At 73.2% G+C, this 25764-nt stretch carries 22 protein-coding genes and 2 pseudogenes; 12 read left to right on the forward strand and 12 right to left on the reverse strand.

Annotated features, from left to right (window positions below; translation table 11 throughout):
- Positions 1–47 precede the first annotated feature (47 nt).
- From AMK31_RS02740 to AMK31_RS02750, 3 genes are all read right to left on the reverse strand, one after another.
- The gene (locus tag AMK31_RS02740) at positions 48–1313 is read right to left on the reverse strand and encodes an NAD(P)/FAD-dependent oxidoreductase (RefSeq protein ID WP_073938666.1); all 1266 of its coding nucleotides are present in this window, start codon (positions 1311–1313) and stop codon (positions 48–50) included.
- 103 nt (positions 1314–1416) lie between these two features.
- Positions 1417–2688 carry a deoxyguanosinetriphosphate triphosphohydrolase gene (locus AMK31_RS02745; RefSeq protein WP_073938667.1) on the reverse strand — a complete coding sequence of 424 codons (1272 nt, stop codon included), beginning with the start codon at positions 2686–2688 and terminating at the stop codon, positions 1417–1419.
- 84 nt (positions 2689–2772) lie between these two features.
- Positions 2773–3537, reverse strand: coding sequence for a sirohydrochlorin chelatase (locus tag AMK31_RS02750; RefSeq protein ID WP_073938668.1), 765 nt, complete (start codon positions 3535–3537; stop codon positions 2773–2775).
- A 135-nt stretch (positions 3538–3672) separates the two neighbouring features.
- On the opposite strand from AMK31_RS02750, the gene AMK31_RS02755 reads away from it, so the two are divergent.
- From AMK31_RS02755 to AMK31_RS02765, 3 genes are all read left to right on the forward strand, one after another.
- A complete protein-coding gene (locus AMK31_RS02755) occupies positions 3673–4350 on the forward strand; it encodes a SanA/YdcF family protein (RefSeq protein WP_073938669.1) in 678 nt (225 codons plus the stop codon).
- 108 nt (positions 4351–4458) lie between these two features.
- Positions 4459–6636 (forward strand): molybdopterin oxidoreductase family protein, encoded by a 2178-nt coding sequence (locus AMK31_RS02760; protein WP_073938670.1) that lies wholly within the window; start codon positions 4459–4461, stop codon positions 6634–6636.
- Between the two features lie 62 nt (positions 6637–6698).
- Positions 6699–7151, forward strand: coding sequence for a carboxymuconolactone decarboxylase family protein (locus AMK31_RS02765; RefSeq protein WP_241842510.1), 453 nt, complete (start codon positions 6699–6701; stop codon positions 7149–7151).
- Between the two features lie 21 nt (positions 7152–7172).
- On the opposite strand, the gene AMK31_RS02770 is transcribed toward AMK31_RS02765, so the two are convergent.
- Positions 7173–7625 (reverse strand): gamma-glutamylcyclotransferase family protein, encoded by a 453-nt coding sequence (locus tag AMK31_RS02770; protein WP_241842511.1) that lies wholly within the window; start codon positions 7623–7625, stop codon positions 7173–7175.
- A gap of 109 nt (positions 7626–7734) precedes the next feature.
- Between AMK31_RS02770 and AMK31_RS02775 the strand changes: the two genes are divergently transcribed.
- A complete protein-coding gene (locus AMK31_RS02775) occupies positions 7735–9372 on the forward strand; it encodes a M4 family metallopeptidase (RefSeq protein ID WP_073938673.1) in 1638 nt (545 codons plus the stop codon).
- 28 nt (positions 9373–9400) lie between these two features.
- Here the strand turns inward: AMK31_RS02775 and AMK31_RS02780 are convergent, their stop codons facing one another.
- Positions 9401–10021, reverse strand: coding sequence for an NADPH-dependent FMN reductase (locus AMK31_RS02780; RefSeq protein WP_073938674.1), 621 nt, complete (start codon positions 10019–10021; stop codon positions 9401–9403).
- A 288-nt stretch (positions 10022–10309) separates the two neighbouring features.
- On the opposite strand from AMK31_RS02780, the gene AMK31_RS02785 reads away from it, so the two are divergent.
- Positions 10310–10825: a hypothetical protein gene (locus tag AMK31_RS02785; protein ID WP_073938675.1), complete on the forward strand. Its 516-nt coding sequence runs from the start codon at positions 10310–10312 to the stop codon at positions 10823–10825.
- Positions 10826–10948: 123 nt separating this feature from the next.
- Positions 10949–11569, forward strand: a complete 621-nt coding sequence (locus AMK31_RS02790) for a class F sortase (protein WP_073938676.1) — start codon at positions 10949–10951, stop codon at positions 11567–11569.
- Positions 11570–11575: 6 nt separating this feature from the next.
- On the opposite strand, the gene AMK31_RS02795 is transcribed toward AMK31_RS02790, so the two are convergent.
- Positions 11576–11923 (reverse strand): winged helix-turn-helix transcriptional regulator, encoded by a 348-nt coding sequence (locus tag AMK31_RS02795; protein ID WP_073938677.1) that lies wholly within the window; start codon positions 11921–11923, stop codon positions 11576–11578.
- A gap of 106 nt (positions 11924–12029) precedes the next feature.
- On the opposite strand from AMK31_RS02795, the gene AMK31_RS02800 reads away from it, so the two are divergent.
- On the forward strand, positions 12030–12947 hold the full coding sequence (locus AMK31_RS02800) for an NAD(P)-dependent oxidoreductase (RefSeq protein ID WP_073938678.1): 918 nt from the start codon (positions 12030–12032) through the stop codon (positions 12945–12947).
- On the opposite strand, the gene AMK31_RS02805 is transcribed toward AMK31_RS02800, so the two are convergent.
- Both AMK31_RS02805 and AMK31_RS02810 read right to left on the reverse strand, forming a co-directional pair.
- On the reverse strand, positions 12937–14487 hold the full coding sequence (locus AMK31_RS02805; protein ID WP_241842512.1) for an outer membrane protein assembly factor BamB family protein: 1551 nt from the start codon (positions 14485–14487) through the stop codon (positions 12937–12939). The two genes, AMK31_RS02800 and AMK31_RS02805, sit on opposite strands and share 11 nt — an antisense overlap.
- A 124-nt stretch (positions 14488–14611) precedes the next feature.
- A pseudogene (locus AMK31_RS02810) lies at positions 14612–15297 on the reverse strand (sulfite exporter TauE/SafE family protein).
- A gap of 205 nt (positions 15298–15502) precedes the next feature.
- Between AMK31_RS02810 and AMK31_RS02815 the strand changes: the two are divergent.
- The 3 genes from AMK31_RS02815 to nirD are packed head-to-tail and all read left to right on the forward strand — an operon-like array spanning position 15503 to position 19664.
- On the forward strand, positions 15503–16717 hold the full coding sequence (locus tag AMK31_RS02815) for an NAD(P)/FAD-dependent oxidoreductase (protein WP_073938679.1): 1215 nt from the start codon (positions 15503–15505) through the stop codon (positions 16715–16717).
- Complete coding sequence (nirB, locus tag AMK31_RS02820) at positions 16717–19314, forward strand: nitrite reductase large subunit NirB (protein ID WP_073938680.1); 2598 nt, start codon at positions 16717–16719, stop codon at positions 19312–19314. Before AMK31_RS02815 ends, nirB begins: the two co-directional genes overlap by 1 nt.
- A complete protein-coding gene (gene nirD / locus AMK31_RS02825) occupies positions 19311–19664 on the forward strand; it encodes a nitrite reductase small subunit NirD (protein WP_073938681.1) in 354 nt (117 codons plus the stop codon). The genes nirB and nirD overlap by 4 nt, the downstream gene beginning before the upstream one ends.
- 135 nt (positions 19665–19799) lie before the next feature.
- On the opposite strand, the gene AMK31_RS02830 is transcribed toward nirD, so the two are convergent.
- Genes AMK31_RS02830 through AMK31_RS02840 form a run of 3 tightly spaced genes read right to left on the reverse strand, consistent with a single transcriptional unit; the run spans position 19800 to position 22596 of the window.
- On the reverse strand, positions 19800–20228 hold the full coding sequence (locus AMK31_RS02830; protein WP_073938968.1) for a VOC family protein: 429 nt from the start codon (positions 20226–20228) through the stop codon (positions 19800–19802).
- A gap of 47 nt (positions 20229–20275) precedes the next feature.
- Positions 20276–22000 carry a SulP family inorganic anion transporter gene (locus AMK31_RS02835; protein WP_073938682.1) on the reverse strand — a complete coding sequence of 575 codons (1725 nt, stop codon included), beginning with the start codon at positions 21998–22000 and terminating at the stop codon, positions 20276–20278.
- Positions 21997–22596 carry a carbonic anhydrase gene (locus tag AMK31_RS02840; RefSeq protein ID WP_073938683.1) on the reverse strand — a complete coding sequence of 200 codons (600 nt, stop codon included), beginning with the start codon at positions 22594–22596 and terminating at the stop codon, positions 21997–21999. The genes AMK31_RS02835 and AMK31_RS02840 overlap by 4 nt, the downstream gene beginning before the upstream one ends.
- Positions 22597–22804: 208 nt before the next feature.
- Here AMK31_RS02840 and AMK31_RS02845 point away from each other — a divergent pair, with 208 nt between their 5' ends.
- Entirely contained in the window at positions 22805–23515 is a 711-nt protein-coding gene (locus AMK31_RS02845) for a response regulator transcription factor (protein ID WP_073938684.1), read from the forward strand.
- A gap of 98 nt (positions 23516–23613) precedes the next feature.
- Positions 23614–24471: pseudogene (locus AMK31_RS02850) on the forward strand (sensor histidine kinase); the annotation flags it as partial.
- A gap of 90 nt (positions 24472–24561) precedes the next feature.
- On the opposite strand, the gene AMK31_RS02855 reads toward AMK31_RS02850, so the two are convergent.
- A complete protein-coding gene (locus AMK31_RS02855; protein ID WP_073938686.1) occupies positions 24562–25719 on the reverse strand; it encodes an alkaline phosphatase PhoX in 1158 nt (385 codons plus the stop codon).
- Positions 25720–25764 lie beyond the last annotated feature (45 nt).

A 25764-nucleotide genomic window follows, 5' to 3' on the forward strand; every position in this document is an offset into this window, starting at 1 on the left:
GAATTCTACGGGGCTCCGGTGACAAGCCCGGGGCACGCGGAACGCCCTCAGGTGCCGAGGCTCTCCAGCGGCACGCGCGGGGACGCCAGCGCCTCGGTGTCCACCCGCGCCCGGGACCGGATCAGCCGCTGGATCTGCTCTGTGACGTCCCACACGTTCACGTTCATCCCCGCCAGCACCCGCCCTTCCTTCACCCAGAACGCGATGAACTCCCGCTTCCCCGCGTCCCCACGGATCACCACCTGGTCGTACGACCCGGGCGGCGCCCACCCCGAGTACTCCATGCCCAGGTCGTACTGGTCGGAGAAGAAGTACGGCACCCGGTCGTAGACGACGTCCTGTCCCAGCATGGCCCGCGCCGCCGCCGGTCCGCCGTTCAGCGCGTTCGCCCAGTGCTCCACCCGCATCCGGGTGCCGAAGAGGGCGTGCGGGAAGGCGGCGACGTCGCCGGCCGCGTGGATGTCGGGGTCGGACGTGCGCAGCCGCTCGTCCACGATCACGCCGCCGCCGTGCGCCCGGTCGGCGATCCCCAGGCCGGCCGCCTCCGCGAGGGCGACCCGCGGTGCGGCGCCGATCGCGGCGAGCACGGCGTGCGCCGGGTGCTCCTCGCCGTCGTCCGTACGGGCCGCCAGCACCACGCCGTCCTGACCGATGATCTCCGTGAGCCGGACGCCGAAGTGGAAGCGCACCCCGTGCTCCCGGTGCAGCTCGGCGAAGAGCTGGCCCAGCTCGGGCCCGAGCACACCGTGCAGCGGGGTCGGCTCCGGTTCGACGACGGTGACCTCGGCGCCGTACTCCCGGGCCGCCGCCGCCACCTCCAGGCCGATCCAGCTGGCGCCGGCGATCACGATGTGGCCGTTGTCCCGGCCGAGGTGGGTGAGGACGCCCTTGAGGCGTTCCGCGTGGGCCAGGCGGCGCAGATGGTGGACGCCGGCCAGGTCGGTGCCCGGGATGTCCAGGCGGCGGGGCTCGGCACCCGTGGCCAGCAGCAGCTTGTCGTAGCGGACGACCGTGCCGTCCTCGCCGAAGCGGACCGTCTTCGCGGCGCGGTCGACGGCGTCGACGGTCTGGCCGAGGTGCAGCTCGATGTCGTTGCGCGCGTACCAGGCGGGCTCGTGCACGAAGACGCTGTCGCGTTCGTCCTTGCCGAGCAGGTAGCCCTTGGACAGCGGGGGCCGTTCGTACGGGTGGTCGCGCTCGTCGCAGATCAGTATCACCCGCCCGTTGAAGCCCTCAGCGCGAAGCGTCTCGGCCGCCTTCGCGCCGGCGAGACCTCCTCCGACGATGACGAATGTCTGATCCGCGTCGACCACTTGATGCCTCCTCGTGAATATGCCGCCACTGCGAGCGTCCCGCACGGAGCGTGATGGGGGAAGAGGGGGTGACCCGATCAGGCCACGGAGGGTCACGTACTTGTCACATACGTCCCGTCAGTCTCGCGTGCAGCGAGCGGGCGGAGGCGTCGGTGAGGGAGGCGATCTGGTCGACGATCACCCGTTTGCGGGCCCGGTCGTCGGGCGCCTCGTCGAACAGCGTGCGGAACTGCGGGTCCAGGCCGTCCGGCGCGCGGGCGGTGAGGGCATCGGCGAGTTCGGCGACGACGATCCGCTGGTCGGCGCGGAGCCGGGCCTGCTCGGCACGCTGCATGACGTACCGGTCGGCGACCGCCTTCAGCACCGCGCACTCCATCCGGGTCTCGCGCGGCACGACCAGCTCCGCCCCGTACCGGGTGAGCCGGCCGCCGCCGTACGCGGCGCGGGTGGCGCCCTCGGCGGCGAGGCAGAAACGGCCGATGAGCTGGCTGGTCGCGTCCTTCAGCCGGGCCTGGGCGATGGCCGTGCCGTCGTAGCCGTGCGGCCACCACTCCTCGTCCTGGAGCCGGTCCAGGGCGGCGGCGAGCTCGGCGGGGTCGGTGTCGGCGGGGACGTAGCGGCCGACGGCGACGCGGAAGATCTCCTGGCGTTCCGGGTCGGCGTGCAGCAGGTTGGGGTCGATGTGCCCGGCGTGCAGGCCGTCCTCCACGTCGTGCACCGAGTAGGCCACGTCGTCGGACCAGTCCATGACCTGGGCCTCGAAGCAGGTGCGGGTGTCCGGGGCGTCCTTGCGGGCCCAGTCGAACACCGGGCGGTCGTCCTCGTAGACGCCGAACTTGGCGGAGCCCGGGTCGGTGGGGTGGGCGCCGCGCGGCCACGGGTACTTGGTGGCGGCGTCCAGCGCGGCGCGGGTCAGGTTGAGGCCGACGGAGCCCTCCGGGGTGAACCGTTTGGGCTCGATCCGGGTGAGGAGCCGCAGCGACTGGGCGTTGCCCTCGAAGCCGCCGCAGTCCTCGGCGAACTCGTTGAGGGCCTGTTCGCCGTTGTGGCCGAAGGGGGGATGGCCGAGGTCGTGCGAGAGGCAGGCGGCCTCGACGAGGTCGGGGTCGCAGCCGAGGGCCGCGCCCAGCTCCCGGCCGACCTGGGCGCACTCCAGGGAGTGGGTGAGGCGGGTGCGGGGGCTGGGGTCCCAGGCGTGGCTCGTCGTGCCGGGGGTCACGACCTGGGTCTTGCCGGCGAGTCTTCTCAGCGCGGCGGAGTGCAGCACGCGGGCGCGGTCGCGTTGGAAGGCGGTGCGGCCGGGGCGTTTGTCGGGCTCCGGGGCCCAGCGGTCGACTGACGTCGGGTCGTATCCGGGGGGTGCGTTGCCTGCCATGCCTCGACAGTAAGTGCAGATGCGTCTGCCGGGTTGGTGTTGTGTCGCGGGTGCGGGTTGTCTTCGGATGGTCGCGCAGTTCCCCTAGGGAGCTGCAGCCAGGGCCGGTTTCGTCGGCACCCGTGTTGTCGCCTCGTCGTAGCGGTGCAGGAGCAGTTCGGCCATCAAGGGGTGTGCTCCGAGCGGATCCGAGGCGATGTCCGGTGCCGCCTTCGCGCACTCCGTCGCGAAGCGGCCCGGGGCCGTGAAGCAGGAGGCGACCGCTATGCGGTGGCGGCCGCGTGCCCGCAGGGAGCGGACGGCCGACGCCACCGTCGGGGTCGCCGCGGAGGCGTACGCGGGGACGACCGGGACGCCGAGCCGCGCGGCGAGGAGGGCGGCCGTGCGGCCGGTGTCGGTCGCGGACTCGGGGTCGCGGGAGCCGGCCGCGGCCAGTACGACCGCGCTGCCGCGGCGCTCGGCCGCCGTCCTCGGGGGGCGCCAGCCGGCCTCGGTGAGGCGGGTGTGGAGGGTGGCGGCGAGCAGCGGGTGCGGGCCGAGCGGGGCGGCGACGCGGGTGCGGGCCGGGTGGGCGGCGGCCATCTCGGGGATGTCCTGCTTGACGTGGTAGCCGCGGCTCAGCAGGAGCGGGACCAGGACGGCCTCGCGGTCGCCGAGGGCGGCGAGGGTGTCGGGGAGCAGGGGCGCGTTCAGCTCGATGTGGCCGAGGTGGACCGGCAGGCCGGGGCGCAGCTCGCGGACCCGGTCGAGGAGGGCGCGGACGGTGGCGAGGGCGCGCGGGTCGCGGCTGCCGTGGGCCACGACGACGAGCGCGGGCCGGCCGGAGGCGGGGCTGAGCTGGCTGTCCATGCGTCGAGGGTGACGGCAGGACGTTGCCGAGCCGTTGCGTGGGCGTCACGGGCGTTTTCCGTGGGTTCACCGCGGGGGCTCGGGGGTGTGTGAGGGGTGTGCAACCGGGGCGCCGCACACCACGTCCCTCTCGGTATGAAGATCGTACGACCTCGTCTCCCTCGTACCCGGGCCGGCCGTCGGCGGCTGGTGCAGGCCGTGATGGCGGGGTGCGTGCTGGCGCTGCTGCCGTCGACCTGGATGTACGTCTCCACGAGCGACCGGCTGCGGACCACGGCCGACGCGCCGCGTACCGAGGTCGCCGTGGTCTTCGGGGCGGGCCTGTGGAACGGGGAACCGTCGCCGTACCTCGCGCACCGGCTGGACGCGGCGGCCGAGCTGTACCGGGCCGGCCGCATCGAGGTGGTGCTGGTCACCGGCGACAACAGCCGGGAGGACTACGACGAGCCGGACGCGATGCGCTCCTACCTCACCCGGCAGGGCGTCCCGGACACGCGGATCGTCAGCGACTACGCCGGCTTCGACACCTGGGACTCCTGCGTCCGCGCCAAGAAGATCTTCGGCGTGGACGAGGCGGTCCTGATCAGCCAGGACTTCCACATCCGGCGCGCGGTGGCGCTGTGCCGGGCGGCGGGGGTGGAGTCGTACGGCGTCGGGGTCGCCGACCGGCGGGACGCGACCTGGGTGTACGGCGGCGTCCGGGAGGTCTTCGCGAGCGGCAAGGCGGCGCTGGACGCGGTGCTCGAACCCGACCCCCGGTTCCTCGGGCCGCGGGAGCCCGGCGTGGAGCGGGCGCTCGCCGCCGGCCGGTAGGAGCCGGGTGGCCTCACGGCGGGCCTCGGGCGGCGGGGAGGTCGGCTTCCCGGTCGTGTAACAGGGAGCCGTCATGGCGCGTAACACGAGCGAAGCACCCTGAAGGGCATGAACAGCACCTCGACGCCCACCCACTGCCCGTACTGCGCCCTGCAGTGCGGGATGAACCTGTCGCCCTCGCCGGACGGGGGCGTCGAGGTGCTGGAGCGCACCGACTTCCCGGTGAACCGCGGGGCGCTGTGCGGCAAGGGCCGTACGGCGCCCGCGGTGCTCTCCTCCCGGGTGCGGCTGACCTCCCCGCTGGTGCGGGACGGGGACACGCTGGTGCCCGCCACGTGGGACGAGGCCCTGGACCGGATCGCCGGCGCGCTGCGCCGCACCCGCGCGGAGCACGGCGCGGACGCGCTCGGCGTGTTCGGCGGCGGCGGGCTGACCAACGAGAAGGCCTACTCGCTCGGCAAGTTCGCCCGGGTCGTGCTCGGCACCTCGCAGATCGACTACAACGGCCGGTTCTGCATGTCGTCCGCGGCGGCCGGGGGCATGAAGGCGTTCGGCCTGGACCGCGGGCTGCCGTTCCCGCTGGAGGACATACCGAGGACGGGCTGCGTGATCCTGGTGGGCTCGAACCTCGCCGAGACCATGCCGCCGTCGCTGCGCTACCTCACCGAGCTGAAGGAGAACGGCGGCACCCTGATCGTCGTCGACCCGCGCCGCACGAAGACCGCCGAGCAGGCCGATCTGCACCTGGCGCCCCGGCCCGGCACCGACCTCGCGCTCGCGCTGGGCCTGCTGCACCTGGTGGTCGCCGAGGGCCGCACCGACGAGGAGTACATCCGCGTGCGGACCAGCGGCTGGGAGGACACGCGGGCCGCGGCCATGGCGCACTGGCCGGAGTACGTGGAACGGATCACGGGGGTGTCCGTTCCCGAACTGCGGGAGGCCGTACGGATGTTCTGCGAGCCGGAGTCCGCGATGGTGCTCACCGCGCGTGGACCCGAGCAGCAGGCCAAGGGCACCGACACGGTCGGCGCGTGGATCAACCTGTGCCTGGCGACCGGCCGCGCGGGCCGCCCGTACAGCGGTTTCGGCTGTCTCACCGGGCAGGGCAACGGGCAGGGCGGGCGCGAGCACGGCCAGAAGGCCGACCAGCTGCCCGGCTACCGCAAACTGGACGACCCGGCGGCGCGGCGGCACGTCGCCGAGGTGTGGGGCGTGGACCCGGACTCGCTGCCGGGGCCGGGGCGCAGCGCGTACGAGCTGCTGGACGCGCTCGGCACGGACATCCGGACGCTGCTGCTGATGGGCTCCAACCCGGTGGTGTCGGCGCCGCGCGCCGCGCACGTCGAGGAGCGGATCAAGTCCCTAGGCTTCCTCGCGGTCTGCGACGTCGTGCTGTCGGAGACGGCGGAGCTGGCGGACGTGGTGCTGCCGGTGACGCAGTGGGCCGAGGAGACCGGCACGACGACCAACCTGGAGGGCAGGGTTCTGCTGCGCCGGCAGGCGATCACCCCGCCCGAGGGCGTCCGCAGCGACCTGGAGGTCATGCACGAGCTGGCCGCGCGGCTCGGCGTGGAGAAGGGCTTCCCGACCGACCCCGAAGAGGTCTTCGAGGAGCTGCGCCGGGCCAGCGCGGGCGGCCCCGCGGACTACTCCGGCATCACCTACCGCAGGCTCGCGGAGGAGAACGGCGTGTTCTGGCCGTGCCCCGCGCCCGGGGCGGCGCTCGACGACCGGGGTGCCGCGGACCCCGAGGACGCCTCGCTCGACGTGTCCGCGGACGACCCGGTGCGGGACGAGGAGACGGCGGCCGGGGCGCACCCCGGCACGCCCCGGCTGTTCCTCGACCGGTTCGCCACGCCGGACGGCCGGGCCCGGTTCGTGCCGGTGACGCACCGGGCGGTCGCCGAGGAACCCGACGACGAGTACCCGGTGCTGCTGACCACCGGCCGGGTGGTCGCCCAGTACCAGTCCGGGGCCCAGACCCGGCGGGTCGACGAGCTGAACGCCGCGGCGCCCGGCCCGTTCGTCGAGCTGCACCCGAGGCTGGCGGCCCGGCTGGGCGCGGCCGAGGGCGATCCCGTGGCGGTCGTCTCCCGGCGCGGCCGGGCCGTGGCACCGGCCAGGATCACCCACGCCATCCGCCCCGACACCGTGTTCATGCCGTTCCACTGGCCGGGCGAGGGCCGCGCCAACACTCTCACCAACCCGGCGCTGGACCCGACGTCGCGGATGCCGGAGTTCAAGGCGTGCGCGGTGCGGCTGGAGGCGGTGAAGTCCGGGAATTGACCCGGGTTTCCGGTGCGGGAATGCACCCGTCGGCGGGTCTATCCGGCTCGTAGATTCGACGCATGACGACCTACCAGGTACCCCAGCGCATGAACTTCGCCGCCGTCGCCCCGAAGGTGTTCAAGGCGGTCCTCGACCTGCACGCGGCCGCCGTGGAGGGCATCGACCCGGTGACGGTGGAGCTGGTGCAGATCCGGGCCTCCCAGCTCAACCACTGCGCGTACTGCCTCGACTACCACACCACCGACGCCCGCAAGGCCGGCGAGTCGGAGGACCGCATCCACCAGCTGCCGGCCTGGCGGGAGTCCAGCCTGTACACGGTCGAGGAGCGCGCGGCCCTGGCCCTGACGGAGGCCGTCACGCTGCTGCCCGGCGGGGTGTCGGACGAGGTGTACGAGGAGGCGGCCCGGCACTTCGACGAGGCGGCACTGGCCCAGCTGATCGCCCTGATCTTCACGGTGAACACCTGGAACCGCATGAACGTGACGACGCGGAAGACGCCGGGCACCGCCTGAGCCCGGGCCGCGCGGCGGGCCCTACGGCGGCGAGGTGCGCCGCGTCAGCCAGTCGCCGCTCCCGATGCGCCGGCCCCCGGCGCGCAGCCGGGCGGCGACCGGCGGCGCGGCGAGGTACACCCAGGCCCGTACCGCCGATCCGTCGGCCGTGCGGACGACATCGCGGGCGACCCGCTCGTAGAGGTTGCGCGGATCGCCCGGCGTCTCGCACTCCTCCAACCGGTCGAGCGTGCCGAGCAGTTCGTCGTACGTCTCCGGCCGCGCGGTGACCAGCTCGCCGCGCACCTCCGGGCCGCCGGGCTCCTCGACGGCGTACGGGTAGCCGGGGCCGTCGTAGAGGACGGCACCGGTGAGGCGGCCGGGCTCCTCGGCGCGGGTGCGGCCGCGCAGGAAGAGGTCGTGGTTGGGTTCGCCGGGGCGGAGGGTGCCGTAGACGAAGAAGGGGAGTTGGAAACGGGACGGCACAGAACTCACAGAAGTGATTCTCTCCCCTCACACACCTGCACGTCTTCACCCTGGCCATGGCATGTCCACGCCCCCTTGAATCTTGGTCACCCTCAGCGTGACCAGTTCAAGGAGACCCATGAGCCGGATACGGCCCTACGCCCTGGCCGCCACGACCGCCGCCGCACTGCTGGCCGCCACGCTCACCCCCGTCGCCGGGGCGGCCGACCGGCCCACCCGGGCCACGGCACTCGAGAACGCCGCCGCCATCCTCGCCGACCGGGGCGAAAGCCTCGGGCTCGGCGCCGGGCAGCGGACCACGGTCCGGGACGTCGTCGTCGACGCCGACGGCACCCAGCACATCCGCTACGACCGCACCTACCGCGGACTCCCCGTCCTGGGCGGCGACTTCGTCCTCCACGTGGCACCGGACGGCGGCTACCGGGGCGCCGACCGGGCGACCCGGGCCGCCGTCTCCCTGCCGGACGTGACGCCGGTGCTGCCCGCCCCGAAGGCCGCCGACGTGGCCGCGAACGCGCTGCGGGCCCTGCACCTGGGCGAGACCCTCAAGCGCCTGACGGCCAAGCCGCAGCTGGTCGTCGACGCCCTGCACGGGGCGCCCAGGCTGGCCTGGCGGACGGAGGCGGCGGCACTCGACGCGCGGGGCAACCCGGTCGCGCGGACGCTGCTGACGGACGCCCGGACCGGAGCCCGGATCGACGCGTGGGACACCCTGGAGTCGGCGTCGGAACCGGCCTCCGGGGACGGCCGGTCGCTGTACGGCGGCACGGTCCCGCTGCGGACCACGCCGGACGGAACCTCGTACGCCCTGAAGGACCCCACCCGCGGCGGCACCTACACCGGCGACGCCGCGAACAAGGTCGACCTGTGCCTGCTCGGCACCATCTGCCTCACCCGCGCCCCCGCCACCGTCCTCACCGACGCCGACAACCACTGGGGCGACGGCACGACTGCCGACCGCGCCTCGGCGGCGGTGGACGCGCAGTACGGCACCGACGTCACCTGGGACTACTTCAAGGACGTCCACGCCCGCGAGGGCATCGCGGGCGACGGCAAGGGCTCGTACAACCGGGTGCACTACGGCAACCGCTACAACAACGCCTTCTGGGACGACACCTGCTTCTGCATGACGTACGGCGACGGTGACGGGACGACGTTCGGGCCGCTCGTCTCCCTGGACGTCGCCGGCCACGAGATGAGCCACGGCGTCACCTCCGCCACCGCGAACCTGACGTACACCGGCGAGTCCGGCGGCCTGAACGAGGCCACCTCCGATGTCTTCGGCACCCTGGTGGAGTTCCACGCGGCCAACCCCGCCGACCCGGGCGACTGGCTGATCGGCGAGAAGGTCGTGCGCGCCGGCTTCGGCCGGAGCGCCCTGCGCCACATGGACCGCCCGTCGAAGGACGGCGCCTCGCCCGACTGCTGGAGCCCGGGGGTCGCCGACCTCGACGTCCACTACTCCTCCGGCATCGGCAACCACTTCGCCTACCTGCTGGCCGAGGGCAGCGGCGCCAAGACGATCAACGGCGTCGCGCACGACTCCCCGACCTGCGACGGCACTTCGCTACCCGGCATCGGCCGGGACAAGCTCGGCGCGATCTGGTACCGGGCGCTGACGGTCTACATGACGTCCTCCACGACCTACGCCGGCGCCCGCACGGCCACCCTGAACGCCGCCCGCGACCTGTACGGCGCGGACAGCGCGGAGCACCGGGCGGTGGGGGCGGCCTGGAGCGCGGTGGGCGTGAACTGACGTACCGGGGACCTGCGGCGCCCAGGCCCTAGGCGCCGTAGGGGCGCTTCTCCTTCGCCTCCCGCAAGGCCCGCCCCCACCACACCAGTTGGTCGAGCATCGTCCTCGCCGCCGCGTTCGGGCCCGTGGGGTCCTTCAGGTGGCCGTCGGGGGTGAAGGCGGAGCCGGCGTTGTGGAAGGAGACGGTGTCGCGGACCGTGACGGTGTGGAGCTCGGCGAAGACCTGGCGGAGGTGTTCGGTGGCGCGCAGGCCGCCGGAGATGCCGCCGTAGGAGACGAGGGCGACGGGCTTGGCGCGCCACTCGGCGGTGTGCCAGTCGATGAGGTTCTTCAGGGCGGCGGGGTAGGAGTGGTTGTACTCGGGGGTGACCACGACGAACGCCTCCGCCGAGGCCAGCTTCGGGGTGATCCGGGCGAGGGCCGCGGTCGCCTCGGGGGCGGGGGAGAGGGTGGTCGGCAGCGGGGTCTCCGCCACGTCGAGGATCCGGCCCGTCAGGCCGGCGTGCTCGGCGACGCGGCCGAGGAGCCAGTCGGCGACGACCGGGCCGAAGCGGCCGTGGCGGTCGCTGCCGACGATGACGGTGACGTCGAGCGGGCGGGCGGACCCGGAGGCGGCCGCGGACGTGGGCGTGATGAGCTGTGTCGTCATGACGGTCAGGCTCCAACCTCAACCATCGTTGAGGTCAAGTCCGGCACCCCGCCCGCCCCGGTCACCCGTTCATCCCTTCCCCCTGCATCCTTCGGGTCCTCTTCCGCCGCGCTCCGCCACACGTCGATGACCTGCTGAAACACACCCGGGGGCGGTGGTGTCCGGTCGCGTCCCGGCACCCGTTCACCGTATTTCTGACGATCCCTCAGGAAGCGCGCTCGCCCCGCTGCCACTTACCTCGGAAGGGCAGGGCACCGACCAGCTCCACTCGATCGATGGGGGACACCGATGCGACGTATCGCCCGGCTGCTGACCGGTACCGCGCTCGCCGTCGCCGCCGCGAGCCTGTCCGCCGCGCCCGCGTTCGGTGACGACGGCGACCTGGAGGTGTACCCCAGCTCCGTGGTGCCCGGCGGATCCGTCAGCGTGAACACGGCGGCGTGCGGCGACGACGGGGCCGCCTCGGGCGACGCCAGCGCGGTCGGCGCCGGGCACTTCACCCTGGCGCCCAGCACGGACGACGGCAAGGCGATCGGCCAGTTCCGGGTGCCGCCGAGCGCGCAGCCGGGGACGTACGAGATCGTCGCGCGGTGCTCCGACGGCGACCGGGAGATCCGGGGCGACCTGGAGGTCACGCTGACCTCGGCCGACCCGGTGTACCCCAGGGGGAGCGTGAAGACGGGGGTCGGGGGCGCGCTGGGCCCCGATCCCGTGCAGACCGCGGCCGGTGTGGCGGCTCTCGCCGTCGCCGCCGCGGGCGGTACCTGGCTCCTGCATCGCCGGGCGAGAGGCGACGGGTTCTGACGGACACCCTCCGCTGTCCGTCCGCCGGTACCGCACGCCCCTCCCCTCCGGGTCCGACGCCCCTCGCGGCCCGGAGGGGTCACGGGGGACCCCACACCGTCCACCGGCCCCAGGGAGGCCCACATGCGCAGGCACGGCAACACCGTCATAGCCGCCGTCACCCTCGTCGCCCTGTGCTCGGGTGCCTGGCTGCTGCGCAGCGGCGCCGAGCCGCACCCCCCGCCGCAGCCCTCCGCCGCCGAGGCGCACGCCGACCCGGCCGCCGGGCGGTCCACGGCGCCGGCGCTGCCGCCGTCCCCGCCGGACCGGATCCGCATCCCCGCGATCCGGGTGGACGCCCCGCTGACCGGCCTGGGGCTGACCCCGACGGGCAGCCTCGAGGTGCCGCCGTCGCAGGAGAAGAACCTCGCCGGCTGGTACGAGGCCGGGACCACGCCCGGCGAACGCGGCACCGCGATCGTCGCCGGACACGTCGACAACGCCGAGGGGCCCGCCGTCTTCTACGGCCTCGGCGCCCTCAGACGCGGCAGCACCGTCGAGGTGGACCGGCGGGACGGCTCGGTCGCGGTGTTCACGGTGGACGCCGTCGAGGTGTACCGGGCGCGGGACTTCCCGGACGAGAAGGTCTACGGCGCCGCCCGCCGGCCCGAACTGCGGGTGATCACCTGCGGCGGGGGATACTCGCCGAGCACCGGATACCAGGCCAACGTGGTGGTCTTCGCCCACCTGACCGGCAGCCGCTGACCCCGTTCACGACACCGGCTGCGGCGTCTGCCCCAGCACGTTGGCCTTGCCCCACGCGCCGAGCGGCTCCAGTGCCTCGTTGAGCGCGACGCCTCGCGGCGTCAGCGAGTACTCCACCCGCGGCGGCACCTCCGCGTACTCCTCCCGGTGCACGATGCCGTCCGCCTCCAGTTCCCGCAGATGCGCGGCGAGCACCTTCTCCGTGACACCGGGCAGCGCGCGGCGCAGCTCCCCGAAGCGGTACGGCCGCAGGCTCAGCTCCCAGAGGATGAGCACCTTCCACTTCCCGCCGATCACATCCATCGCCGCGTCGACCCCGCAGACGTACGACCCGGCCCGCCGTCCGATCGTCATGCCCGACACCCGCCCCTCCTGCTGCCTGGACCCTTCCCCGGTGGTAACCACCCACTCGAAAGTGCGTACTTGAGCAGGCAGTTCACCCTCCACGAGGCTAAACGCCATGACCGACAACAACCCTTCCCCGGCTTCCCCCGCCGCCCGCACGCCCCTGACCCTGCTCGGCACCGGCGCCATGGGCACCGCGCTGGCCCGCGCCTGGCTGGCCGCCGGGCATCCCGTGACCGTCTGGAACCGTACGGCCGCCCGCGCCGAGGCCCTGGCCGCCGACGGAGCGACCGTCGCCGCGAGCGCCGCCGAGGCGGTGGCCGCGAACCGGCTGGTGATCGTCTGTCTGCTGGACGACGCCTCGGTCGGCGAGGCGCTTCAGGACGCCGGCCTGTCCGGCCGGGACGTGGTGAACCTGACCACGGGCACACCCGGCGAGGGCCGCTCACGCGCCGCCTGGGCGCAGGCGCGCGGCGCGCGTTTCCTGGACGCGGGCATCATGGCCGTACCGCCGATGATCGGTCACCGCGAGTCCGGCGCGTACGTGTTCTACAGCGGGTCGGCCGAGCTGTTCGAGGAGCACCGCGCCACCCTCGCCGTCCCGGCGGACGTCCGCTACGTCGGCGCCGACCCGGGCTTCGCCGCGCTGCACGACGTGGCGCTGCTGAGCGGGATGTACGGCATGTTCGCCGGGATCTCGCACGCCTTCGCGCTGATCCGCCGGGAGGACATCGCGCCCGGGGACTTCGCCCCGCTGCTGGAGGGCTGGCTGAACGCCATGGCCGGCGCGGTGCACGAGACGGCGGACAAGCTGACGTCCGGCGACTACACGAAGAATGTGGTGTCCAACCTGGCCATGCAGGTGCAGGCCGGTCAGCGGACCCTGCTGCGCACGGCGGACGAGCAGGGCGTCAGCCGGGAGCTGCTGCTGCCGTTCCTGGACCTGATGAAGCGCCGGCTGGACGCCGGGCACGGCGACGAGGACACCACGGGCGTGATCGACCTGCTCGCCGTGCCGCCCGCTACGGCCTGAAGGCCAGCACCGGCGGATAGTTGTCCCCGTCGGAGTTGACGAAGACCCAGGTGCCGTCCGCCCGGATCAGCTGCCCGATGCCGCTGATGTGTCCGGCGACCTCGCGGACCGTGGCGCCGTCGGACTCGCCGCGGCGCTCGCCGTCGGCGGCGTCGAACGTCCACAGCCGCTGGTTGGCGCCGAACACCGCCAGTTCCCCGTCGCCCGCGGGCGCCAGGGCGACCACGGAGGTGCCCAGGTCGGCGTGCCACATGCGCTGCCCGTCGCGCAGCGAGTAGGCGACGACCCGCTCGACCGCGTCGCTGCCCGGCCTGGTGGCGGCGACGACCAGCGCCTCGCCGCGGACCACGGCGGTCAGGGCGGGGCGGGCGAGGAAGCCCTCGCCGTAGGACGCCTGGCCGATCTGCAGGTCCTCCTCGTCGGCGGTGAGCGGGATCTGCACCGGGTCGCCGCCGGAGCCGGAATAGGAGAGCACCGCGGAGACGCCTCGCTCGTCCTCCTCGTCGAGCAGCAGGCTGAACGGTTCGGCGGAGATCACCGTGGCCGTGTCGATCGGGCTCTCGACGGGCAGCCGGGTGCGCTCGCGCTCCTCGCCGGTGGTGTTGTCGAGGGTGACCAGCCAGGCGGAGCGGAAGTCGAGGAACGTCTCGCAGTTGACGACGACACGGGTCGTGCCGCCCGCCGCCGAGACCGCCTCGGGCTCGCACTCCACCTCGTCGTCGGTGGGCTCGACGTTCTTCGGTTCGGTGAGCTTCGTGGTCCAGCGCGGGGCGCCGTCGGCGAGGCCGTACCCGTGCACGGCCTCGTCGGCGACGGCCACGGCCACGCCCTTGTCGGCGGCGAGCAGACCGTCGGCGGCGGCCTGGTAGAGCGTGACGCCCTTGACGTCGCGTTCCCACACCTTGCGGCCGTCGCGCACATCGACACCCCACACGGTGTCGCAGGGCTTGTCGTGCCGGCCGAAGGCGACCAGCCCGATGCCGTCGACGACGGTGTCGCTCATCCCGCACACCGACTCCCGCACCGGCGCCCGCAGCACCCAGCGGCGGTCGCCGTCCCGGGAGTCGTAGGCGATCAGCGCGTCACCGCGGGCCCGGACGACCGTCCGCGCGTCCTCGCCGACCGTCCAGGCGCCGAGCCCGCGCACGGTCGCGGGCCGGTCCGGTACGGCCGTCCAGGCGAGGTCGAGCACCGGCCCGCGCATCCACAGGAACGCCTGCCAGCCGGGCCACAGCACGAGCAGCGCGCCCGCCGCGAGCAGGGCGGGGGGCAGCACCTTGCCGGGGCGGTGACCGGTGAACCAGATGATCGCGCCGATGGCTCCGAAGATCCCGGCGAAGGTGCAGACGAAGGCCAGCGTGAGCGTCGGCCCGGTGCCCTCCGGGCAGGGGCTGTACCGGCCACCGCAGGAGTTGCCCGGGATGGAGGACCACCCCAGGATGTGGTACTCCACCGCGAGCCCGATCAGCGCTCCCGCCAGCACGACCAGTGCGGCCGATATCAGTACCCGGCCGCCGCGCGATCCGCTGTTCTCGGCCACGTCGCCCACCCCTGTTCCGTCCCTCTCCCGCGGCGCTCCCCAGCACCGCCGCCCCTCATGGCGCGGCGCCGGAGCATAACCCGCCGGAGTGGATCACGTCAGCGAGATCGAGCGCCTCTTCGACTCAGGCCGGCCACTGCTCGTACGCCGGATTCGCCACCAGCGTGAACACCACCACGAGCAGCACGATCCGGACCAACCCGCTGCCCTTCTTCAGCGCGGTGCGCGCGCCGAGCGTGCCGCCCGCGAGATCGAACAGCGCCATCAGCCCGGCCGGCTGCCAGAGGACGGCGGTGAGGGCGAGCACGAGGAAGGTGCCGGTGCCGGGCCCGACCAGGCCGTCGTGGAAGCCGATGCCGAGGCCGGCGAGGCCGATCGCGGCGAGGACGCGTCGGCGGGTGACCGGGCCGGGCGCCGGGGCGGTGCCGAAGGAGGGCCTGAGGATCACGAGGGCGGCGACCCCGAGCAGCACCACCATGATCACCGGCTTGAGCACCTCCGTGCTCGTCCCGGCGGCGAGGACGGTCCCGCCCGACGACCCGACGACCCGGCGAGCGCCGCGAGCCCGATGCGCACGGCGGTCGGGACGTCCACCGGCGCCCTGCGGGCGTAGGTCACCGCGGCCCCGGAAGTGCCTACGATCGCGACCGCCTTGTTGGTGCCCAGCGCGTCCACCGCCGGAGTGCCCGCCGGCAGCCCCAGCAGCGCCGGCAGCAGCAGCCCGCCACCGCCCACCACGGCGTCGATCCATCCGGCCGCGAGCGCGGCGAGACAGAGCAGGGCGACCATGGCGAGCGGTATGTGGGGCATGGTGCGGACCCTGAGGACGGGACGGTTGTAACGTCCACCTACCTGAGGATCTTCTGAGGCTGCCGCGGGACCGCCGGCCTCACAGCGCCCCGCTCGCTCGCACACCAACCCTCACACCCGCCCCCGGCCCCCGCTGAGGGCAGAGTTCCCCGCGCGAAACAGACGTGATGCGACCGGGTAACACCCGCACCGCACGCTCATGAGCATGACCTCGAATACGCGTGTGGTGGTGATCGGCGCCGGCCTCGCGGGCGTACGGCTCGCCCGGCGGCTCGGAGAGCTCGGCACGCCCGCGCTGCTGATCGGCGAGGAGGAGCACCGGCCGTACAACCGGGTGCTGCTCGCCGAAGTGCTGGCCGGACGCTACAGCCCCGACGTGATCGCCCTCCCGGCGCCCGCCGAGCTGACGCGTACCCGGGTGACCGGCATCGACCGCGCCGCCCGCACCCTGCGCTGCGCCGATGGCACGGAGATCGCATACGACACGCTGGTCCTGGCCACCGGCTCCAACCCGGTGCTGCCGCCGCTGCGCGGACTGTTCACCCCCGACCACGAACTGCCCGAGGGCGTCCACGCCTTCCGCACCATGGACGACTGCCTCGGCCTGTCCAAGGCGGTCCGGCCGGGCGTGCGCGCGGTCGTCATCGGCGGCGGACTGCTCGGAGTGTCCGCGGCCCGCGCCCTCGCCATGCGCGGCGCGCAGGTCGTGCTCGCCCAGCAGTCCGAACGGTTGATGGAGCGCCAGCTCGACCCGGCCGCGTCCAAGCTGGTCCGGCGTCATCTGACCGACCTCGGCGTCGAGGTGCACACCGACCTGCGGGTGCGGGACGTCCGGGTGGTCGGCGGCGCGGTCCGCTCGGTGGAGATGGCCGACGGATACGCCCTCGACGCCGACCTCGTCGTCCTCGCCTGCGGGGTCCACCCGCGCGTCGGCCTCGCCAAGGCCGCCGGGCTCGCCGTGCACAAGGGCGTCCTCGTCGACGACCGGCTGCGCACCTCCGACCCGCACATCCACGCGATCGGGGACTGCGCCCAGCACGACGGGAACGTGTACGGCCTCGCCGCACCCGCCCTCGAACAGGCCGACGTACTGGCCGCCCTGCTCACCGGGAACGACACCGCCCGCTACACCGGCACCCGTTCCCTCACCCGCCTCACCCTCGCCGGTCAGGCCCCCTTCGACCTCGCCGCCTTCGGCGAGACGGAGCCCCGCCCCGGCGACGACGTCGTGCAGCTCACCGACGCCACCCGCGGCACCTACCGCAAGGTCGTCGTCCGCGACGACCGCCTGGTCGGCGGGGTCCTCGTCGGCGAACTCGGCACCGTCGGCGCGCTGGCGCGCGCCTGGGAGGGAGCAGAGCCGCTCCCGTCGGACGGCGGCCCCCTGCTCCACCTGCTCACCAATGATGGAGGCTCCTGATGTCGGACACCCCCACGATCGTGCTCGTCGGCCACGGCATGGTCGGTCAGCGCTTCCTCGAAGCGCTGGCCGAGCGCGGCCTGACCGCCACGCACCGCGTGGTCGTGCTCTGTGAGGAGCCGCGTCCCGCGTACGACCGCGTCCACCTCACCTCGTACTTCTCCGGCACCTCGGCCGATGAACTCTCCATGACCGACATGGAGTTCATCGAGAAGCACGGCATCGAGCTGTACGTCGGCGACCCGGCCGAGACCGTCGACCGCGACGCCCGCAAGGTCACCGCCCGCTCCGGCCTGGTCGTCGACTACGACGTCCTCGTCCTGGCCACCGGCTCCTTCCCGTTCGTGCCGCCGGTCCCCGGCAAGGACGCCGAGGGCTGCTTCGTCTACCGCACGATCGAGGACCTGCTCGCCATCGAGGAGTACGCGAAGACGGCGAAGACCGGTGCCGTCGTCGGCGGCGGCCTGCTCGGCCTGGAGGCCGCGGGCGCCCTGAAGGGCCTGGGCGTCGAGGCGCACATCGTCGAGTTCGCCCCGCGCCTGATGCCGGTGCAGGTCGACGACGGCGGCGGCGCGGCCCTGCTGCGCACCATCGAGGACATGGGCCTGTCCGTGCACACCGGCGTGGGCACACAGGAGATCGTGACCGACGCCGCGGGCGCCGTCACCGGAATGAAGCTGTCCGACGGCTCCGAACTCGCCACCGACATGGTGATCTTCTCCGCCGGTGTCCGCCCCCGCGACCAGCTGGCCCGCGACTGCGGCCTCCAGGTCGGCGAGCGCGGCGGCATCAGCGTCGACGAGCAGTGCCGCACGGTCACCGACCCGCACGTCTTCGCGATCGGCGAGTGCGCGCTGGCCGCGGACGGCCGGGTGTACGGCCTGGTCGCCCCCGGCTACGAGCAGGCCGAGACGGCCGCCGCGACGATCGCGGCGGACGAGGCGTCGTTCACCGGCGCCGACCTGTCCACGAAGCTGAAGCTGCTCGGCGTGGACGTCGCCTCCTTCGGCGACGCGCACGGCACCGCCGAGGACTGCCTCGACGTCGTCTACTCCGACTCCCGCGCGGGCCTCTACAAGAAGCTGGTCATCGCCCGCGACGGCACCCTGCTCGGCGGCATCCTGGTCGGCGACGCGGAGGCGTACGGCACCCTGCGCGCCTTCACCGGCTCCGTCCCGCCCGTCTCCCCGGAGCAGCTTGTCCTCCCGGCCGGCGCGGGCGCCCCCACCCAGCTCGGCCCGTCCGCGCTGCCCGACGAGGCGATCATCTGCTCCTGCCACAACGTGTCCAAGGGCACGATCCGCGGCGCGGTCACCGACCACCAGTGCACCACCGTGCCCGAGGTCAAGAAGTGCACCAAGGCCGGCACCGGCTGCGGCTCCTGCATCAAGGTCCTCGGCCAGCTGGTCACCGCCGAGCTGGAGGCCGGCGGCGTCGAGGTCGACAAGGGCCTGTGCGGCTGCTTCTCGCAGACCCGCGAGGAGCTGTACGAGATCGTCCTCGCCCTGCGCATCACCTCCTACCAGGACCTCCTGGACCGCCACGGCCGCGAGAACGCGCGCGGCGGCGACGGCTGCGAGGTCTGCAAGCCGGCGGTGGCGTCGATCATCGCCTCCCTGGCGCCGACCATCGGCGCCGAAGGCTACGTCCTCGACGGCGAGCAGGCCGCGCTCCAGGACACCAACGACCACTTCCTGGCCAACCTCCAGAAGAACGGGTCGTACTCCGTCGTCCCCCGCATCCCCGGCGGTGAGATCGCCCCGGAGAAACTGATCGTGATCGGCGAGATCGCCCGCGACTTCGGCCTCTACACGAAGATCACCGGCGGCCAGCGGATCGACATGTTCGGCGCGCGCGTCGAACAGCTCCCGGTGATCTGGGCCCGGCTGGTCGACGCCGGCTTCGAGTCCGGCCACGCCTACGGCAAGTCGCTGCGCACCGTGAAGTCCTGCGTCGGCTCGACCTGGTGCCGCTACGGCGTCCAGGACTCCGTGCGCATGGCGATCGACCTGGAGCTGCGCTACCGGGGCCTGCGCTCCCCGCACAAGCTGAAGTCGGCGGTGTCCGGCTGCGCCCGCGAGTGCGCGGAGGCCCAGTCGAAGGACTTCGGCGTGATCGCCACCTCGAACGGCTGGAACCTCTACGTCGGCGGCAACGGCGGCGCCACCCCGCGCCACGCCGACCTGCTGGCGCAGGACCTCAGCGACGCCGAACTGATCCGCCTGATCGACCGGTTCCTGATGTTCTACATCCGTACCGCCGACCGGCTGGAGCGCACCAGCACCTGGCTGGACCGCATCCCCGGCGGCCTGGACCACGTACGCGACGTGGTCGTCCACGACTCCCTCGGCATCTGCGACGAGCTGGAGGGCCTGATGGCGGCCCACGTCTCCCACTACCGCGACGAATGGGCCGAGACCATCAACGACCCCGAGAAGCTCGCCCGGTTCGTGTCCTTCATCAACGCGCCCGACACACCCGACCCGGTGGTCGGCTTCGTCCCCGAGCGCGACCAGATGAAGCCGGACCTGCCGCTGCTGTCGATCGGCCTGCGCCCCACCGGCGAAGACGTTCTGGAAGGAAGCGCCCAGCGATGACCCTGGCACCCGAGACGACCGACCTGAAGGTCCAGCTGCGGCTGGCGGACGACGAATGGTTCACGGTCTGCGACCTGAACCGCCTGCTGCCCGGCCGCGGCGTGGCGGCCCTGCTGCCCGACGGCCGCCAGGTGGCCCTGTTCCGCGACCGCAGGGGCCAGGTGTACGCCGTCGACAACCGCGACCCGTTCACCGGCGCGGCGGTCCTCTCCCGCGGCCTCACCGGCACCCACGGGGACCGGCCCTTCGTCGCCTCGCCCCTGCTCAAGCAGCGGTTCGACCTGCTGTCCGGGCAGTGCCTGGACGACGAGACCGTACGTGTGACGGCGTACGAGGTGCGGGCGGCCTGACCGGCCCGTACCAGGTACGGGCGGCGGGCGGCCTCACCGGCCGCCTCCGCCGCCCCCTGACCGCCACCGTTCACCGGCCTGCCCTGGCCTGCCCTGCCCCGGCCCGGTGAACGGTGGCGGACCGGTGTCCGGGGCTCATTCCCCGTCCTGGCCCCGCTCCTCGCCCAGCTCGGTGAAGAGCGTCAGCTGGAGCGCTCCCGGCGCCTCCAGCCGGGAGTTCAGCGAGTTCCAGGGCGTGCGGGTCGGCTCGGCGATCACCTCCGCCCCGGCGGCGGCCAGCCGGTCCGTGGCCGCCACGGAATCGTCCACCTGGAACGCGACCCTGATGTGCCCGGCCACTCCGCGCCGCCCGACCTCGACCTCGTCGATGAACTCCGCGTGGTTCGGATCGGTGATCTCCAGCGTCGCCCGCCCGGCCTCCAGGATCGTCACCCTGCCGTCGGGCGAGCTGAACGCCGCGCGCTCCGGCAGTCCGAGGACGTCACGGTAGAAGCGCAGGGCGGCGTCGTAGTCCTCGGCGGTGACGACGAGACGCAGCTCGCGGACGGCGGGGGCGTCGGACATCGGGGGCTCCTCGGTGATCGGGATGCGGTACGGCCACTGACCGCCCCTCAACTTCCGGCGGGGCCGGGCCATTCCCGCAGCGAGTCCCGCGTGGGGACGCTCGTGTCCAGGTGGAACCACTCGGCGTTGGGACCCGGCCCGGCGGAGACCGGCGCCTCGGCCGGCTCCCCGCCCCGGGCCTGCGGCGCCCCCGCGAGGTCCGGCAGCAGCAGCTCCACCCGCACCCCGGCCCCCCGCTGCTGGGCCGTGAACTCCTCGACCTGCGTGCGGCAGGCGTGGTCCAGGTGGGTCACGCCGAGCAGGTCCAGCCGGATCCGCGGCAGGCCGGCCGCCGCCGCGGCCTCCAGCGCCTCGATCAGCCGCGGCAGCCGCAGGAAGGTGGCGTTGCCGGTGACCACGACCCGCGCGGTGTCGTCCGCGACGTCCTGCCGCACGACGGCCCGCGACATCCGCAGCGCGGCCAGCACCACCCCGGCGGCGAGCCCGATGACCACGCCCTCCAGCAGCGCGGTCGCGGTGATCGCGAGGGTGGTGAGGGTCATCACCGCGAACTCCCCCCGGTCCTGCCGCCACATCTTGGGGAACTCCTGCGGCGCGAGCAGCTTCCACCCGCTGTGCACCAGCACCCCGGCGAGCACCGAGATCGGCACCAGCGCCAGCACCTGGGGCAGCAGCAGCGCGAACGCGAGCAGCCACACGCCGTGCAGGACGCGGGAGATCCGGGTCCGCGCCCCGGCCTGGACGTTCGCCGAACTGCGGGCGACGACGGCGGTGATGGGCAGCGCGCCCAGCACGCCCGCGACCGTGTTCCCCGCGCCCTGCGCGATGAGTTCGGTGTTGTAGCGGGTGCGCGGGCCGGTGTGCATACGGTCCACGGCGGCCGCGGTGAACAGGCTCTCCGCGGAGGCGATCACCGTGAACGTGAGGATCGCGGTGAGGACCCCGGCGTCGGCGAGCCCCGCGAACTGCTCCGCTCCGGGCATGTTGACGGCGTCGGCGAGGTTGCCGACCTGCAGCGTCCTGATGTCCACGCCGGGCAGGGCCGCGACGGCGATGCCGATCCCGACGGCGACGAGCGCGGCCGGGAACCTGCGCACCGGCGCCGGGACCTTCGGCCAGACGAAACTCAGCGCGACCGTGACGGCCCCCAGCCCCGCGGCGATCGCCGCCTGCGGGTCGGCCGCGGTGTCGGCGACCAGCCCCGGCACACCGGCGATGTTCTCGAAGGGCACACCGGGCGCCTTCGCGTCGGCCATCGGGTACAGCTGGCTGAACATCAGCGGCAGTCCGATGCCCGCGAGCATGCCCTGGACCACGGCGAGGGAGATCGCCTGGAACATCCGCCCCAGCCGCACCACCCCGAGCACGATCTGCAGGATCCCGGAGAACAGCACGATCACGCCCAGCATGGCGACCCCGTGCTCCGTCACCGTGTCCGCGACCAGCGCGGCCAGCCCCGCCGCCGGCCCGCTCACCTGGAGCGTGCTGCCGCGCACGGCTCCGACCACCAGCCCGCCGATGACACCGGAGATGATCCCCAGCTCGGCGGGCACGCCGGAGGCGACGGCGATGCCGATGCACAGGGGCAGGGCGACCAGGAAGACGACGAGGGACGCGCTGATCTCGGTGGCGAGGTCGACGCCGGACGCGGGGCTCTTCCCGGCGCGGGGCTTGCCGGAGCCGCCCTCCCTCGCCCCGTCGTTCTTCGCCCCGCCCTTCTTCGAGCCGAGCTTCCTGGCGGCCGTGGCCCTGCGCGCATGGGCCCCGCTCATGAGGCGTGCACCCGGAACCGCCCGTCGTCGCCCAGCTCGTGGACGATCCCGGTGTCGATCTCGTAGTACCAGCCGTGCAGCCGCAGCCGCCCCTCCTCCAGCAGCCGCCGGACCACGGGGTAGTCCCGCAGCACCGCCAGCTGGTTGCGCACGTTGGCCTGGACGACCTCGGCCAGCGCCGCGCCCTCCTTCACCACGGGCGCCAGCCCGTCCCGCACCTGGTCGAGCCAGGCGTCCACCAGGGGAAGCCGCGACAGATCGGCCCCATCCCGCACCGCGCCCATCGCCCCGCAGTGGGAATGGCCACACACCACCACGTTCTGAACGCCGAGCACGTCCAGCGCGTACTCGATGGTGGCGGCCGCGCCGCCGGCGGACCCCTGCCTGCCGTATGCCGGCACGATGTTGCCCGCATTCCGCAGCTCGAATATCTCGCCGGGCCGGGCGCCGGTGATCAGCGCCGGAATCACCCGCGAGTCGGAACAGGAAATGAACAGGGCCTCGGGAAATTGCCCGACGGCCAGTTTTCGGTATGCGTCGCTCTCGAAGCCGACGCGCCGCCCGAACGATCGGGCGCGATCCAGCAACGCCTTCATCATGCCTCCCTGGCATTCGATTCCGACAAGGCATCGAGAACGTAGGGGGCGGCAGACCAGAGAAAGGTTAAGCGAAGACCAAGGCGGCGGAATACAAGCGGTTTCTGAGGCTCATTTCACAACACCCGGATCCGGGAACCGAATCGACACTTTCTCTTGTAGCGTGTCGAACCCCCGGACCCCCTTTCCTTTGGAGAGAAAAAACGCCATGGGCGTACACGTACTGCTCATCGAGGACGACGAGACGATCGCCGAACCGCTCGCCGAAGGACTGCGGCAGTACGGCCTGACGGTGCATCGCGTGGCCACGGGCGAGGAAGGCCTGAGGGGCCCCTACGGCGATGTCGTGATCCTCGACCTGGGCCTGCCCGACATGGACGGCATCGACGTCTGCCGCGCCATCCGCGAGACCTCCGACGTGCCCGTCGTCATCCTCAGCGCGCGCGGCGAGGAGGCCGACCGGGTGCTGGGCCTCGAACTGGGCGCAGACGACTACCTGGCGAAGCCGTTCAGCGTACGGGAACTGGTCGCCCGCATCCGCGCGGTGCACCGCAGGAGCAGCAGGCAGCAGTCGTACGACAGCGAGCCCAGCGCCCCCAGCGCGCCGGGGCCCCTGGTCGTGGACCGCCGCACCCGCCAGGTCTGGGTGGGCGAGGCGCCGGTCGCCCTCACCCCCAAGGAGTTCGACCTGCTGGCCCTGCTCTCCGAGGACGCCGGAGCGGTCTACTCACGGCAGCAGATCCTGGACCGCGTCTGGGACGAGCACTACGAGGGGCCGACGAAGACCCTCGACGTCCATGTGGCCACCCTGCGCCGCAAACTCGGCGACCCGGCGTGGATCCAGACCCTGCGCGGCGTCGGCTTCCGCCTGGCGGTCCGCCCGCGGCAGGACGACGCGGTGAGCGACACGGCGTCATGACCCGCCGCCTGCTGTGGACTCACCTGTGCGCCGCGGCGGCCGGATGGGCCCTGGCGCGGACGCCCGGGAACGGCACGCCCGCCCTGCTCACCCTGACCCTCGCCCTCACCGTCGCGTCGGCGGTCGCGCTGGCCCGCTGGGCGGCGAGACCCCTGCACGCCGTGGCGGAGGCCTCCCACCGCACCGCCGCCCACCTGGAGGACCTGCTGACCTCGCAGCGCGCCTTCGCCGGTGAGGCGTCCCACCAGCTGAAGACCCCGCTCGCGGCGCTGCGCCTGCGACTGGAGAACCTGGAACCGGCGCTGTCCCCGCAGGCCCGCCGGACCCTGACCTCCGCGGTCACCGAGACGGACCGGCTGGCCCGCATGGTCGAGGCGCTGCTGGCCATGGCCCGCCTGGAGGAACAGGGGTCGGCCCCGGCCCCGGTGGACGTGGGCGCGATCTGCGTGGAGCGCCACAGCGCGTGGCATCCCCTGTTCGCCCGCGAGGGCGTCTCCCTCGTCCTCTTCGCCGGCAGCGTGGGCCCGGTCCTCGCGCTCCCCGGCGCGGTGGAGCAGATCCTGGACAACCTCCTGTCCAACGCGTTACGCGCCTCCCCCGCCGGCAGCACCGTCACCATCGAACTCCGCCTGCACACCCCCACCCGCCGGCCCCTGCGCGACAGCCGCCCCTGCTGGGTCGACCTCCACGTCACCGACGAGGGCCCCGGCATGACCCCCGCCCAGCGCAGCCACGCCTTCACCCGCTTCTGGCGAGCCCCCGACGCCCCCAAGGGCGGCACCGGTCTGGGCCTGTCCCTGGTCCAGCGCCTGGCGCGGGCGAGCGGCGGCGACGTGGCCCTGCGGGCGGCCACGACGGGCGGGGTGGACGCGGTGGTACGGCTGCCGTCGGCGCAGCCACCACACGAGCAGCCCGCCGGCTCGACGCCCTGCCGCACTCTGCAGGCGAGGCGTTGAGCCGCGCGAACGAGTGGCGAACGAGCAGCGAACGAGTAGGCGGGACCCGATGAGACGCCATCGAGTCCCACCGTCTCGCATGCGGCGCGGTCAGGTGCGGAACGGACCCGTCACCTCGTACGTGATCCCGCCGGACGAGCTGCCCGACGTACCGCGCTGGCTGGAGAAGTACAGGCGGCGGCCGTCGGGGGAGAACGCCGGGCCGGTGATCTCCGAGCCGGACTGGCCGTCGACGCGGAGGAACGGCGCGATGACGTCGTCGGGGGTGATGACGCAGATCTCCATGTTGCCGCCGTCCTCGGCGACGAACAGGTCGCCCGAGGAGGAGCCGGTGATGTTGTCGACGCCGGTGAGGGGGGCGGTGCCGGAGACGAGCGAGTCGTCGTAGGCCAGCTCGTAGGTGTTGTTGGTGAGGTTGAGCTGCCAGACCCGGTTGTCGCCCTTGGTGGTGAACCAGACCGTGTCGTTCGCGTAGTGGCAGCCCTCGCCGCCGTTGAAGGACTTCGAGCCGGAGACCTGGGTGCGGGTGGTGGTCGGGGAGCCGTCCGGGTCGGGGACGTTGGCCCAGGTGAAGGAACCGGAGGTGGCGCTGCCGGCGACCATGACCTGGAGGGTGCCGGAGGAGAGGTCGCCCCAGGTGTTCGGGACGAAGCGGTAGAAGCGGCCGTTGGTCTCGTCCTCGGTCAGGTAGATCACCCTGCGGACCGGGTCGGCGGCCGCCGCCTCGTGCTTGAAGCGGCCCATCGCGTCACGGCGGATCGCCGCCTTCACACCCCACGGGTCCGTCTCGTAGACGTAGCCGAGGGACACCTCCTCGCAGGACAGCCAGGTGTTCCACGGGGTCTTGCCGCCCGCGCAGTTGGTGCGGGTGTTGGACAGGATGCGGTACGCGCCGGTGATCGCGCCGGTGGACGAGAACTTCACCGCGCTCGCGCCGCCGCCGGGGCTGATCTCCGAGTTGGAGACGTAGATCCAGCCACTGCCGTCGGCGTAGCAGGCGCCGCCGTCGGGGGCGTTGTGCCAGGTGTAGGAGGTGCCGGTGACCGTCTGCCCGGAACGGGCGATGACCCGGCTGGTGAAACCGCTGGGAAGTCTGATGCCGTTGGCGTCCGGGCTGCCCAGGGCGCCGTAGGGGCCGGTGCCGGGCTGGGCGGGGGCCGCGTAGGCGGCGCCGCGCCACAGGGTTCCGCCGAGCGCGGCGGAGGAGCCGCCGATGAGGGCCGCACGCAGAAGGCTACGACGTTCCACTCTCACTCCAGGAGTGCCGTGTCCGCCCCGCCGCCGGTCGGCGGC

The sequence above is a fragment of the Streptomyces sp. TSRI0107 genome, from assembly GCF_001905845.1.
Lineage (GTDB): Bacteria > Actinomycetota > Actinomycetes > Streptomycetales > Streptomycetaceae > Streptomyces.